The sequence below is a fragment of the Scytonema sp. PCC 10023 genome, from assembly GCF_963920835.1.
Lineage (GTDB): Bacteria > Cyanobacteriota > Cyanobacteriia > Cyanobacteriales > Nostocaceae > Kalymmatonema.
On record NZ_CAWUDP010000003.1, the window covers coordinates 114,882 to 127,223 of the forward strand.

The 12,342-nt window shown below is 43.6% G+C and carries 16 protein-coding genes; 8 read left to right on the forward strand and 8 right to left on the reverse strand.

Going from position 1 to position 12,342, the window contains the following annotated elements; genetic code table 11:
- Positions 1 to 225 precede the first annotated feature (225 nt).
- The 4 genes from ACM0OZ_RS03105 to ACM0OZ_RS03120 all read left to right on the forward strand — a co-directional run bounded on the left by ACM0OZ_RS03105 (position 226) and on the right by ACM0OZ_RS03120 (position 2,128).
- A complete protein-coding gene (locus ACM0OZ_RS03105; RefSeq protein WP_414581363.1) occupies positions 226 to 393 on the forward strand; it encodes a hypothetical protein in 168 nt (55 codons plus the stop codon).
- A gap of 92 nt (positions 394 to 485) precedes the next feature.
- On the forward strand, positions 486 to 1,043 hold the full coding sequence (efp, locus tag ACM0OZ_RS03110) for an elongation factor P (RefSeq protein WP_069349036.1): 558 nt from the start codon (positions 486 to 488) through the stop codon (positions 1,041 to 1,043).
- Between the two features lie 129 nt (positions 1,044 to 1,172).
- On the forward strand, positions 1,173 to 1,718 hold the full coding sequence (accB, locus tag ACM0OZ_RS03115; RefSeq protein ID WP_096570442.1) for an acetyl-CoA carboxylase biotin carboxyl carrier protein: 546 nt from the start codon (positions 1,173 to 1,175) through the stop codon (positions 1,716 to 1,718).
- A 65-nt stretch (positions 1,719 to 1,783) separates the two neighbouring features.
- On the forward strand, positions 1,784 to 2,128 hold the full coding sequence (locus ACM0OZ_RS03120; protein WP_041035432.1) for an ArsR/SmtB family transcription factor: 345 nt from the start codon (positions 1,784 to 1,786) through the stop codon (positions 2,126 to 2,128).
- Positions 2,129 to 2,168: 40 nt separating this feature from the next.
- Here the strand turns inward: ACM0OZ_RS03120 and ACM0OZ_RS03125 are convergent, their stop codons facing one another.
- The 5 genes from ACM0OZ_RS03125 to ACM0OZ_RS03145 all read right to left on the reverse strand — a co-directional run bounded on the left by ACM0OZ_RS03125 (position 2,169) and on the right by ACM0OZ_RS03145 (position 6,579).
- A complete protein-coding gene (locus ACM0OZ_RS03125; RefSeq protein ID WP_414581459.1) occupies positions 2,169 to 2,612 on the reverse strand; it encodes a zinc ribbon domain-containing protein in 444 nt (147 codons plus the stop codon).
- Between the two features lie 3 nt (positions 2,613 to 2,615).
- Positions 2,616 to 2,933, reverse strand: a complete 318-nt coding sequence (locus ACM0OZ_RS03130; RefSeq protein WP_414581364.1) for a helix-turn-helix domain-containing protein — start codon at positions 2,931 to 2,933, stop codon at positions 2,616 to 2,618.
- A gap of 281 nt (positions 2,934 to 3,214) precedes the next feature.
- Positions 3,215 to 3,835, reverse strand: coding sequence for a GerMN domain-containing protein (locus ACM0OZ_RS03135; RefSeq protein WP_414581365.1), 621 nt, complete (start codon positions 3,833 to 3,835; stop codon positions 3,215 to 3,217).
- Between the two features lie 65 nt (positions 3,836 to 3,900).
- Positions 3,901 to 4,704: a DUF2993 domain-containing protein gene (locus tag ACM0OZ_RS03140; protein ID WP_414581366.1), complete on the reverse strand. Its 804-nt coding sequence runs from the start codon at positions 4,702 to 4,704 to the stop codon at positions 3,901 to 3,903.
- A gap of 51 nt (positions 4,705 to 4,755) precedes the next feature.
- Positions 4,756 to 6,579, reverse strand: coding sequence for a proline--tRNA ligase (locus ACM0OZ_RS03145; protein WP_414581367.1), 1,824 nt, complete (start codon positions 6,577 to 6,579; stop codon positions 4,756 to 4,758).
- Between the two features lie 82 nt (positions 6,580 to 6,661).
- Between ACM0OZ_RS03145 and ACM0OZ_RS03150 the strand changes: the two genes are divergently transcribed.
- Positions 6,662 to 8,092, forward strand: a complete 1,431-nt coding sequence (locus ACM0OZ_RS03150) for a 1-acyl-sn-glycerol-3-phosphate acyltransferase (RefSeq protein WP_414581368.1) — start codon at positions 6,662 to 6,664, stop codon at positions 8,090 to 8,092.
- 261 nt (positions 8,093 to 8,353) lie between these two features.
- Positions 8,354 to 9,262, forward strand: coding sequence for a class I SAM-dependent methyltransferase (locus ACM0OZ_RS03155; protein WP_414581369.1), 909 nt, complete (start codon positions 8,354 to 8,356; stop codon positions 9,260 to 9,262).
- Between the two features lie 9 nt (positions 9,263 to 9,271).
- Here ACM0OZ_RS03155 and ACM0OZ_RS03160 read toward each other — a convergent pair whose 3' ends face one another.
- Entirely contained in the window at positions 9,272 to 9,853 is a 582-nt protein-coding gene (locus tag ACM0OZ_RS03160) for a Uma2 family endonuclease (RefSeq protein ID WP_414581370.1), read from the reverse strand.
- Between the two features lie 90 nt (positions 9,854 to 9,943).
- A complete protein-coding gene (locus tag ACM0OZ_RS03165; protein WP_414581371.1) occupies positions 9,944 to 10,585 on the reverse strand; it encodes a CocE/NonD family hydrolase in 642 nt (213 codons plus the stop codon).
- 178 nt (positions 10,586 to 10,763) lie between these two features.
- Between ACM0OZ_RS03165 and ACM0OZ_RS03170 the strand changes: the two genes are divergently transcribed.
- Positions 10,764 to 10,988, forward strand: a complete 225-nt coding sequence (locus ACM0OZ_RS03170) for a hypothetical protein (protein ID WP_414581372.1) — start codon at positions 10,764 to 10,766, stop codon at positions 10,986 to 10,988.
- Positions 10,989 to 10,992: 4 nt separating this feature from the next.
- Positions 10,993 to 11,595, forward strand: coding sequence for a sensor histidine kinase (locus ACM0OZ_RS03175; protein WP_414581373.1), 603 nt, complete (start codon positions 10,993 to 10,995; stop codon positions 11,593 to 11,595).
- On the opposite strand, the gene ACM0OZ_RS03180 is transcribed toward ACM0OZ_RS03175, so the two are convergent.
- Entirely contained in the window at positions 11,575 to 12,252 is a 678-nt protein-coding gene (locus tag ACM0OZ_RS03180) for a response regulator (protein ID WP_414581374.1), read from the reverse strand. The genes ACM0OZ_RS03175 and ACM0OZ_RS03180 overlap by 21 nt on opposite strands.
- Between the last annotated feature and the right edge of the window lie 90 nt (positions 12,253 to 12,342).

A 12,342-nucleotide genomic window follows, 5' to 3' on the forward strand; every position in this document is an offset into this window, starting at 1 on the left:
TTTCTATCACTCCTGTTTTAGGAAAGTTTCCGAACAAGCTGTTAGAAGAAATGATTTTTGGTGTCAGCACTCTGGAGTTAGTCAGTTTAGATGTTTCGTTGTAGTATTTTGTAGGTGCTTACAGAATATACATAAAAGAATTTTTAATTTTTATTTTAAATTTTATGAATTTGTCAGATATCCCTAACCTATGGGTACCTTTCGCGCTTTTAGGGTTAATTATCATTGCTGCCATCTTTTTCAGTCGTAGCAGCTAGTAAAAGGCACATAAGGAAGCAACATCCGACAGCATCTCCCTCATCCCTCCCTCATCTCCCTCATCCCCCTCCGGAACCCTCCTTCCCTCCCTCACTCCCTCCCTCATCTCCCTCATCCCCCTCATCCCCTTTATGAGTACTAATAACTAATAAGCCATGAGTAATGACTAATTACTGCTATTGGGGGTTAAAATAAATCCCGATTGTCTTCCAAATTTTGAAAGTTTCATGATCTCCAGTAACGACTTTCGACCTGGTGTCTCGATAGTATTAGATGGGTCTGTGTGGCGAGTGGTGGAATTCCTCCACGTCAAGCCAGGTAAAGGCTCTGCTTTTGTACGGACAAAGCTGAAAAATGCCCAAAGTGGCAGTGTGGTAGAAAGAACGTTCCGCGCCGGCGAAACAGTTCCGCAAGCCAACCTGGAAAAAAGCACGATGCAGCATACCTATAAAGAAGGCGATGAGTACGTCTTTATGGATATGGAAACGTACGAAGAAGGCAGATTGAGCGCAGCGCAGATTGGCGATCGCGTAAAATACCTTAAAGAAGGTATGGAAGTCAACGTCGTTCGTTGGGACGACCAAGTTCTAGAAGTAGAACTGCCTAATTCCGTCGTGTTGGAAATTGTGCAAACAGATCCAGGTGTCAAGGGTGATACTGCAACTGGTGGTTCCAAGCCTGCAACTGTGGAAACAGGAGCAATGGTCATGGTTCCGCTGTTTATTTCTCAAGGAGAACGCATCCGTATAGACACCCGTAACGACACATACCTTGGCAGGGAGTAACTTTATTTTTACCTCTTGATGCAAATCCCTATTTTCATTTATAACAGGGATTTACATCCCTGCCTGACGAGCAAATTCACTTCACGGATAAAGTCTATCTACACCTAATTGCATGAGGTCAGAAAAGCTGTGCCATTGGACTTTAATGAAATCCGCCAACTGTTGACAACTATTGCACAAACCGACATTGCAGAAGTCACGCTCAAAAGCGACGATTTTGAGCTAACGGTTCGTAAGGCGGTAAGCACTCATCAAATTTTGTCAGCACCTCAAGCGGCGTTAGGCGCGGTTGGTTCGGAACTGACGCCAGTTCCACCACCTGCGTATGCGGTGGGATCGCCTCCAACCGTAACTCAAACCCCGCCACCTCGCGTCTTTGATAGCAATAGCGTGGGTGTACCGCCACAGACTGTTCCGTCACTCATAGAACAGAAATTCGTTGACATCCCTTCCCCAATGGTAGGAACGTTTTATCGCGCTCCTGGTCCTAGTGAATCACCATTTGTGGAAGTGGGCGATCGCGTCAGAAGCGGTCAAACAGTATGTATTATCGAAGCTATGAAACTGATGAATGAAATCGAATCAGAAGTATCCGGACAAGTGATAGAAATTCTCGTTCAAAACGGTGAACCTGTGGAATATGGTCAACCTTTGATGCGAATTAACCCTGATTAAGTATTAATCTATATAACGATGCCTCGTTGTAAATTTTTTAGTTGAGTCCTTACGGATCTAACCTGATGAAACAAGCGTTGCCTGTACCGCCAGAAGTTGTGCAACAAGTAGCTGAATACTTCAGCCTCTTGAGTGAACCCATGCGCCTACGGCTGTTGCATTTGCTGCGGGATGAAGAAAAATGTGTGCAAGAACTGGTAGAGGCAACACAGACTTCTCAGGCTAATGTGTCAAAACATTTGAAGGTAATGTGGCAAGCAGGAATCCTCAGCCGCCGCAGTGAAGGAACTTGTGCCTACTACCGGGTGGAAGATGAGATGATTTTTGAATTGTGTAATCGGGTTTGCGATCGCCTCGCCGCCAGGTTAGAACAGCAAGCCCGTAACTTTCGCATTTTAAATAGCAAGTAATTATTGACATCCTCACTGCCCTATAAGGGACGGTGATTTCCTACCAGTCGAACAGTTTTAACTGCTCGTACTGAATATGGGTTGACAGCTCAGCGGGAACTGCCGAAACTTCGGTCTTACACTCCCTCCCTGCCCGTTTAGAGTCGTGGGTATGCCCTACCCCGACTTTCTCTATATTTTTGGAAGCATTATCGTCTCTGTCGTGGTGATTGCCGCAGTTCACGCAGACAATCTCTCTAACAGACAAATCAAGCTTGCCCCATTGGTAGCCACAATCAGAACAAGTTTGACTGGTTGGTTCCCATCGACTAATGACAACAAACTCGCGCCCGAATTTGTCTGATTTGGCTTGACACATTGTCCTGAATTCTCGCCATCCAGCGCAGTGCTTATTGCCCGTGATAGACAGCGATTTTTCAGCATTCCGGACACATTCAAGTCTTCCAAAGCAATAACTTGGTTTTCGTTTACCACTTTGGTTGATAACTTATGCAAGAAATTTTTGCGTATGTCCCTTTCGCTTACCCTTGCCAGATGCAAAAAAGTTCTGGAACGCAACCCCCAAATCAGCGATAGACTGCTGCAATGGAATGTTGGAAACTTCACCCAACCACTCACGCAATGCAGTTTTCTTCGCCTGAGTAATACAGATTTTTTGCAAATCTCCTAACTTAGGGAGTTTCTCAGACTGTTTGCACAGCGCTAGCGCATCATTCCAAACAACACGGACGCAACCAAATAACCTAGCTAAAGCTTGGCGTTGTTGGTCGTCAGGATAGATTCTGTAGCGATAACGTGCTTTCATAGTAGTATTGTATTACAAATATCAATACAATGCCATCGCAATCAGCGCTAAATATCCGATTACCTGAGTCTAAACTAAAAATTCTTGAAGACTATTGCGCCAAGTCGGGTAGGACGAAGACACACGGAGTGAGAGAGTTTATTCGTTCACTCTAAGACAAAAAGCCGTCCTAGAAGGACGGGGCTTGTATCCCATTATTTTCGGTCAAAAGTCCTTTGTCCTGATGTCATCGCTTATGGCTAAGGACTAATGACTAAGGACTAATGACTAATGACTCTTAGCTAAAGTGAATAATTTTTATCAAAGCTTTCACGTGTCAGTGGTTGTTCCAACTCCAGACCTTCACCACCTAAAACCTCCAATGGTTCCCCGTTGACCTCAATGTACACCTTGGCATTCTGATCTAAAGCTGTGGCGGTGTAGACAACTTGCCCCACACGACCCATCATTGAAGAACTACCACCTCCACTAGTAAATTCTTCCGATAAATTAACGTGGATGCCATCCGACGCCTGCTTGACGCTCAACAGCTTAGTTCCTTTTGGAATTGTGGTAGAGTCCGTCCCTTCTGTGGGTCCTGCTAATAATTGTTGGAAAGCCCCTTCTAATACTTGATTGGGCGACTTTCCAGCTGCTTTAACTTGAACTGTTTGGGGAACCAATTTCAAACCAGTGCCAGTGTCTTGCAGCCAAAAGATTTGAGCATTTTGTTCATTAGGTACCGGATTTTCTGATGGCTGAGGTTGAACTAGATTTGGAACAGGGATTGGTACAGGAGGGGGGTTATTCTTATCAGATTTTGAGCCAAAAAAAGCAACACCAGCAGTCACTGCAATAACCGCTGCTGAAACAGCTGCGATGACACCTGGAGAAATACGGTTAGATCCTTGCTGTTCTTTCATAATGAAAACCTTCCTAAGGGCTGAAATAGCATTTGTATGAAGATAAGTCTGGTTAACGACGATACTTATGAGCCGGGGGTTTCCAAAAACCTAGAGGATGGCTCTACTCGGAAAAATGCGGCAATCTCTAATTCTTCTGGTCTCATATTCAATTTTAGAATTCGCACTTGTAGACCGTCACCTTCTAGATTTTCTAAATCCAATCGTTTGTTGATATTGTTGACAATTGCATTTACAAATTGAGGTGGAACTTCTTCACCACTCGCTGCCACAATTGGGTCAACTAACTGGATATTCTTCCCACCAACGATATTCAATCCTGATTCCACCCTAATTAACAACGGCTTATCCAGACCTTTTTCCTGTAATTCTACTTGCAAACTCAAGCGGTTATTTGCTAAAAACTTTACATTTGGATTCACAAAATTATAAACAGAGTTAGACCCTGTATTTGAAAAACCATCGTTAATTTTTAGCTTTTGCAACAAGGCTATGAATTGGGGTGATTGTATGAGTTTGTTGATATCCTGCTGAGTTAACACCAAACGTACACCCGCTTGTAAAGGTCGTTTGAATTTCGGTCTGCTTCCAAGACTACGTGGTTCTAATTCAATGGCATCGGTTTCCAATTCTAAAGCTGCAATGCGAATTTCTTGCCACTTGAGTTGCAAAGAACGCCCCGCAATACGCACCCTTTCCACCTTACCTTGCAGCAATTGATGAGTAGGGGCGTTGTCAACTCGCACTTGCAATTGTTCAACTTGAGCCAATTGAGAACGGATAGCAGCAACAGCAGCCTGATCAACCACCAGTCCTACCGGAGTCACTAACCCTAACAAGCCAGATACAAGGAGTGTGAAGAATTCCACGTTTTCGTTTGTAATTAGGGTATTCAGTTACCAGTTGTCAGTTATCAGTTATCAGTTATCAGTTCGGCTGGTACTGTTCACTGATTGAATCCACTGCTTTAATGTAGATACAACGTCAGCGATCGCAATTTCTTGTGAGTTGCGGCTTTTTCTTTCAACAACTTCGACTTTGCCATTGGCAATTGCTCGCCCAGTGACAATTCTGTAAGGAATGCCAATCAAATCCGCATCTTTGAATTTTACTCCCGCCCGTTCATTCCGGTCATCGAGCAAGGTTTCAATTCCTGCTTGATTAAGTTCGGCATAAAGTTTTTCCGCGATTTCTACTTGTTGGGCGTCGTTGATGTTAGGAATTGTCACAATCGCGTGATAAGGTGCGATCGCCACCGGCCAAATAATTCCATCTTTGTCGTAAGATTGCTCTACAGCAGCTTGAGCCAATCTTGACACACCCACACCATAACAACCCATAAGTAGAGGTTTTTCTTCACCCTGTTCGTTGGTATAAGTTGCACCCATTGCGATGGAATACTTAGTGCCTAATTGGAAAATGTGACCTACCTCAATTCCACGTGCGCTTTTTAGGGTTTGTTCTGGGTTATGGATGGCGCGATCGCCTGGTCTTGCCTTACGCACATCTACGGTTAATTCTGGTAATTTAAATTGCTCACCCCAATTTGCTCCAACGACGTGGTAACCAGCTTCGTTTGCACCCGTAACAAAGTTTTTTAAATCAACTGCTGTTTTATCAACCAAACGTAAAAAGCTAGGTGCAATATCTTTGACAGACTTAATATAATCATCTGCAACATCAGGAGCAATATACCCCAAGGGCAAAGGTTGATTCGCCCATTTTCCTTGAGCTTCTGCATCTGGTACTGCAAGTTTGATCACCGTTTTCGCACCGTACTTGGGAGCTAACTTTGTCAATTCATTTTGTAATTTAACATCATTAACTTCCTGGTCGCCTCGAATGCTCACCAGCACCAACACTGTTGTCCCATTATCAAAATTTGTTTGGTAAAGAACGTTTTTCACAATTTGGGTAGGGGAACATTTCAAGAATTTACAGAGTTTCTCAATTGTCTCCGTCCCTGGTGTCTCGCGTTTTTCATAACTGGTAAATGCTGAAGTTTCCGCGTCAGGTGGTAAAGACACCGCCTTTTCCACGTTAGCTCCGTACTGCCCATCTTCAGTGTAAAGGACTTCATCTTCGCCTGCTTCCGCCAGCACCATAAATTCTTGAGAAGCAGAACCACCTATCGCCCCAGAGTCAGCTTGCACGGCACGAAAAGCCAAACCAGACCGCCGTAAAATATTACTGTAAGCGGTATGCATATCCTGATAAGTTTTTTCCAAACTTTCTTCATCTACGTTGAACGAGTAAGCATCCTTCATGATGAATTCTCGTCCGCGCATCAAACCAAACCGGGGACGAATTTCATCGCGGAACTTGGTTTGAATTTGGTAGAGAAGCTGTGGTAGCTGCCGGTACGAGCGAATCATATCACGAGCGATCGCCGTGATGACTTCCTCGTGAGTCGGTCCTAGCGCTTGTTCTTGGTCGCGGCGGTCTTTGAGGGCGAACATAATACCCTCGGCTTTGGTATAAGTATCCCAGCGTCCAGACTCTTTCCATAAATCAGCAGGTTGGAGTTGGGGTAACAAACATTCTTGTCCACCTGCCTTGTTCATTTCTTCGCGGACAATTTGGGAAACTTTTTGCAGTACCCGCCACATCAAAGGAAGATAGGCATAGACACCGCTACCGATGCGACGGATGTAGCCTGCGCGGAGTAAGAGTTTATGACTGGGAATTTCAGCATCTGCTGGATCATCCCTGAGTGTAACGAATAACATTTGTGACAGTCGCATCGTTTGTCCCCTTTCCAAATTCGATAATCTCTATTTCAGTTACAGTCTAAAATGAAGCTTGCAACTTCAGGAGAAAACCACTTTGCCTGATGTCCTTTATCAAGCACAGCCACCCCTAGAATTTATCCCTCCAGCGCTAGACCCTACCTTTCTACGAGTCTGCCAATTCTTCCTACCCAGCTTAATACACTGGAGAACGGCAATTAGTCATATTGAAGCAGACAACCCAGAAGTTTTGCTGGATCTATATCACCAGTTTCAGGATAGGAAAATCCGTTTTTTAATAGCTTTTCGCCATCCCAAGGCAGAAGACCCGCTTTGTTTGGTTTACTTGCTTTCCCACATTTTGCCTGCATTTGCACGGCACAAGGGTATAGCGCTACAGCCTCCGATTCATGCCCATTTTATCTACGACCGTGGAATTCCTCTATGGGCTGGTTCTTACATTGGCTGGGTTGCTCCGCGCTTGGGTGCAACGCCTATCGTGCGAGGTAAAGCAGATTGGACAGGGTTGCGTTCAGCGCGTGATTTGTTTGCCAATGGTCAGTTCCCGATGGTAGCTGCACCCGAAGGAGTGACTAATGGTCTTTCAGAAATTGTCAACCCATTGGAACCCGGCATTGCTCAACTCGGTTTTTGGTGTGCTGAAGATTTGCACAAGGACAATCGACATGAGCAGGTTTTCATTGTACCAGTTGGGATTAAATACAATTATGTCGCCGCTCCTTGGGATGCTATTGCCAACCTTTTGAGTGAATTGGAAGCGAAGAGTGGTTTACCTGTAGAGACGAGAGGTGGCGCGTCTCTACAACAAGATGGCGCGTCTCTACAACAAGATAGCGCGTCTCTACCACCGGACACCCTCTACCCACGGTTGTTTCATTTGAGCGAACATTTACTGTCTTTGATGGAAAATTTCTACACGCGATTTTATCATCAAAAACTGCCAGTACAAGGAGACATAAAAGATGCCAATGAACTGTTAGCAGCTCGTTTGCAAGCTTTGTTAAATGTCGTGTTACATGTAGCAGAACAGTATTTTGACTTACAACCCAAAGGAAATTTTAATGACCGCTGTCGTCGGGTAGAACAAGCTGGCTGGAATTATATTTTTCGAGAAGAGTTTAAAGATGTGAAAGCACTGTCTCCTTTAGAACGTGCTTTAGGCGATCGCATTGCCGAAGAAGCGAATTTGCGGATGTGGCACATGAGGCTGGTAGAAAGTTTCGTTGCTGTCACAGGCAAATACGTACGCGAAAAACCCACAGCAGAACGTTTTGCTGAGACAACGTTACTGATATGGGATATGGTGACTCGAATTAGGGGCGGTAACCCCTTCAAGCGTCCAACACTTGGCAAGCAACAGGTAAAAATAACGATAGGTGAGCCGCTATCGGTTTCTGAACGCTACTCAGCTTATAAAGCGAGTCGTCAAGGTGCAAGGCAAGCGGTAGCTGATTTGACGAAAGACTTACAACTGGCGATGGAGGATTTGATTTTGAAGCGAGGGTAATATACGTGACAAAGATTTTATGCTAACAATAGTTTCTGGCAATTAGCTCAAAATTAATCGGAAAGAACATTTGGCAGTTTCTCTCGTTACTTTGCCCCTGATGACAAGCTTTGTAACACTGCTCCTAGTGTCTATGAATACAGATGAGGCTTTTGCAAGTATTGTATAAAAAGTAACTCATGTGCTTTTTTTGAAGACTATCAAAAGCGTATTAAACGATATTAATACAAATCAAATATCACAATAAGGAGGTAAAATACAATGGAAATTCAAATTCCTGTTAGTTATCAGGACATTGTCAATGAGCTAGTTAATTTTACTGAGTTACCCAGACAGGAAGTAGAACACAGAGTGTGGAAGCAGGCTCTGGGGTATGGGAGTGTGAAACATGATGCTGAGCATTTTGGGATAACTCCGCATCAATATGATGACAAAATGGAACACCTATACAAAGAAGGATATGGGTTAATAATTGAAACTCTAGTTTTTTGGGCATCTGGTGAAAGACAGCTTTGGATTCAACAGGCGGTTGAAAGGATTCGCTTATACGCGCAAAAGAGCGATCGTGCTTTAGATGAATTAGAAATACTAATGTTAGGTGACGGCACTGGCAATGATTCTTTAGAGCTTGTAAGGAATGGCTTTAAGGTCAACTATTTTGACATACCTGGCAGTAAAACTTATGATTTTGCAACAAAGCGCTTCGCTCATTATGATTTATTAGGAAACAGTGTAAATCTTATATCTGACTTTAATTCCTGTCTTTCTTCTCAATACGATGTTGTACTTTCCTTTGAAGTCCTGGAACATCTTACTGACCCAATATCAGCTATCAGAGATATTTCATTGATGTTGAAAATAGGAGGAATAGCACTAATAACAGAAGCATTCGATGCTGTTTCAGATAACTTTCCCACACATTTACAATCTAACTTCAAGTTTGCCAATAAGACACCTTTTTTGTTTCTAAAAAGTGGAATGCTACTTTCTTGGTATAGTCAAAAAACTTTATTTAAGTTCAAACCAATGGAGTTTACTAAACTGGAAAAGCCATCAATTATGAACTATATCTCTCTCTTTAGAGATGGCAAGATCAGCAAACCATATTTAAATAAAAAAATGAGTGGATTGAAGTTGGCAGTCAAGAGAATGCTTGCAATGCAGAGTTGAGCGTATTACTCAGGTATTTTTTGGAAAAACCTTTGACAAATTTAAGGACAAATCAGGAAAAAACGGTAGATTAACTGATTCGTTAGGCAGAAAAATAAACTTGCTGCGATAACCAAAATTACCTTGCAAATTTTGATAGGGTTCACTGTAGCATTCCAGGCAGTTATTTACTAAATTAAATATCCAATAATCAGAAATACCCGCTTCAGCATAAATTGGTAATTTCACCTCTTGGTCATATTTTAAAGAGGAATCAGAAATTTCAATTAGAAGTAATACATCACTCGGAATCGGATGCGCTGAGAGATAATCGTCTTCTCGATTTTGTACAATGACAAAATCTGGTTCAGGTTCGCTGTACTCACGGATAATAATTGGTTCTTGTCCTCGCAGTGTCCCCCGTTCTCCAACAAGCTTGAATAACTCGCGAAATAAACGGGTGCTGCAAACAGAATGTGGTTTACCTTTCGATACCATTGGGATAATTTCTCCGTTGATTAGCTCGACTCGGTCATCCTCACTGAAAAATCCGAGTTCTGCTAAACGGTCATATTCGGCTATAGTAAAACGTTTAGGGGTGGTTATGGTCATAGTCTTTGGTGGAAGTGCAGGACTATTTGAATCTTAATGTTTAATAGCAAAAACAGTGGCAGGCAACACGCCTCGCCTGCCTCACTCTTGCTAGCCTCGCTTACCTTTCATCAGTGGTAAGTCAATGTAGGAAGCATTTACAGCATTTCGTTGTACGCTAATTTCTGGTGTCCCTTCTGCTGGATAGCGGGCGAATAAGTCTTTGTCGTGTCCGGCGATCGCCACTCGAATTTGGTGTCCTTGTTTAAATAGCACCGAGGTTGGCAGAAGATGAAACGAGAGTTCAGTTAACTGTCCTGGTTCAAAGGGCAAGCTGTCTTTACGTTTGAAAGAATGGTAGGGACCAAAGATGGCATACGGAGGAGATTCGTTGGATATTTTGCGGTGGATGGGTCGTAACTGTCCTTCTGTGATATAAGTAACATTGCCGTTTTCATCTACATCTTCTAGGTAGACGAAGAACGCACCATCGTTAGCAGTAGAAGTCACGTAAAGGGTCACGACTGGATCACCAGTGATTTCCACATCGTTTTTTAGTGGTTCGCTGGTGTAGGTAAGCAGCTTTTTGTCTTCTTCTGTGCGGTTAGGAAAGACCATTTTCTCAAAACTCTGGTTCCAGCGGCTATCTGGACCAGTGGTTGCTTCAAAGTTGATGGTGTACTTATCTTCGCCACTTTGGCTTGTTGGCTGTTTCTCGGTCAAGCTGTTGTTCTGTGCAAACTTGACAAGCATCCTGCCTGTTGACTGTATGCAAATTAAAAGCTTAACTCATCCCCCGGGCAAGAACATTTCACTGCGTTTAGTTTCATGAGAAGCCGGGGGGAAATCGAAGTCATTAGTCATTAGTCCTTAGTCATTAGTACGTTTTTCACAATTTTTCGTCATTAATTATACGTCGGACTGATGACCAATGACGCCGGACCAAGACGGGGAACGAGAAATCATCCCACCCCTTGAAGGGGCGGGCTTTCTCGCCGTCTTTTCGGTAACAACTTACTCTGGGGCGCTTTGGGGACACAAAGGACAGCACTTGTTAAGTTTGACACCAGTATCGTATTGCAGTAGTTGCGATCGCCATATGGAATCGATAGTAGTTTTATGCTTATTTCCTACACAGGATCGTGTGACTAAATAACTTATTGAAAAAGTCAGATTCGCAAGTAAGTGTTAGTGCGAGTGTGCTGGAGCGTTTGCTAGAGGGCAACTCACGTCAAATCAATCTACTAAACTTATTGCAAGAAGCTTACTCCTTGGAAGTGCGTGGGGTAGTACTACACTGTGAGCCAGTGCAACTCAGTACTGTAGTGACATCAGTCCTCAATGATTTGGAACCCTACACAACTCAAAATCGCGTCATTGTCAATAATTTAGTGCAGGTGGATTTGCCTCTTGTCAACGTCGATGCTATTCAGCTAGGGCGGGTGTTCAGTAACCTGATTTCTAATGCTCTTAAACACAATCCCCACGAGACTACTCTAACGCTGGATGCGATCGCTAAAGGCAAGAAAATCCTCTGTCGTGTCCAGGATAACGGCGTGGGGATGAGCAAACAGCAGTATAGTAGAGTGTTTGAACTGTATACACGCAGTGAAAACGCCCGTTTCATGCCAGGTCTAGGTTTAGGGCTGTATGTGTGTCAGCAAATTGTGACAGCTCATGGTGGCAAGATTGGCGTCACAAGCGTTCCAGGAACCGGGTCAACTTTCTGGTTTACACTGCCACTATACCAACCCATTACGTAGCGCTACCACAGCTGCCTGAACTCGGTCATTAACAGCTAGTTTGTTCATAATATTCCGTATATGAGTTTTGACGGTACTCATGCTCATGTAAAGTTCAGCTGCAATTTCTGGGTTACTTCGACCGTCAACTATAAGTTTTAAAACTTCTAACTCCCGCGATGAAAGTTGACTAGTATTTTTAGTAGAAGTTGGGGGTTTGAGATGTTCGATGACTTTGCGGGCAATCAAGGGGTCTAGGTAAGTAGCTCCTGTTTGAGCAGCACTCATGGCTACTGAAAGTTGCTCCAAACTCGTACCCTTGATACAGCAAGCATCAGCGCCACTGGCTAAGGCCGCAATCATCTCTGTTTCATTATTATGGGAAGTCAGCATAACTACCCGTACATTCGGTAGATTCGCCTTGATTTGCTTTGTCGCTGCAATTCCATCTAACTGAGGAAGACCAATATCCATAACCACTAAGTCAGGCTGGAGTCTCATGGCAACTTCGACACCTGTGTAACCATCAGCCGCCATTCCCACAATTTGGTATTCAGGGTATTCTTCAAAGAATTGCTCTAAGCCCAACCGCATAACCGGATCATCTTCCACAATTAAAATTCGCTGCAGTGGAGATTGATGGGGTTTGTTCCAGTCAAGATTTGTGTGAGATGACATGGATGAATTTAACTTAAGGGCTTAGAGACGCTCAAGCAGGGCATCAACAAGTTCATTGGAACAGCTTACCTACTTTGCTTAATAGCTTAT

Coding starts and splice junctions, on each gene's coding strand:
- ACM0OZ_RS03180 (WP_414581374.1), bottom strand. CDS start 12,252: ATGTCATCTCACACAAATCTTGACTGGAACAAACCCCATCAATCTCCA.
- ACM0OZ_RS03165 (WP_414581371.1), bottom strand. CDS start 10,585: ATGCTTGTCAAGTTTGCACAGAACAACAGCTTGACCGAGAAACAGCCA.
- efp (WP_069349036.1), top strand. CDS start 486: ATGATCTCCAGTAACGACTTTCGACCTGGTGTCTCGATAGTATTAGAT.
- ACM0OZ_RS03120 (WP_041035432.1), top strand. CDS start 1,784: ATGAAACAAGCGTTGCCTGTACCGCCAGAAGTTGTGCAACAAGTAGCT.
- ACM0OZ_RS03155 (WP_414581369.1), top strand. CDS start 8,354: ATGGAAATTCAAATTCCTGTTAGTTATCAGGACATTGTCAATGAGCTA.
- ACM0OZ_RS03135 (WP_414581365.1), bottom strand. CDS start 3,835: ATGAAAGAACAGCAAGGATCTAACCGTATTTCTCCAGGTGTCATCGCA.
- ACM0OZ_RS03130 (WP_414581364.1), bottom strand. CDS start 2,933: ATGAAAGCACGTTATCGCTACAGAATCTATCCTGACGACCAACAACGC.
- ACM0OZ_RS03170 (WP_414581372.1), top strand. CDS start 10,764: ATGACGCCGGACCAAGACGGGGAACGAGAAATCATCCCACCCCTTGAA.
- ACM0OZ_RS03160 (WP_414581370.1), bottom strand. CDS start 9,853: ATGACCATAACCACCCCTAAACGTTTTACTATAGCCGAATATGACCGT.
- ACM0OZ_RS03145 (WP_414581367.1), bottom strand. CDS start 6,579: ATGCGACTGTCACAAATGTTATTCGTTACACTCAGGGATGATCCAGCA.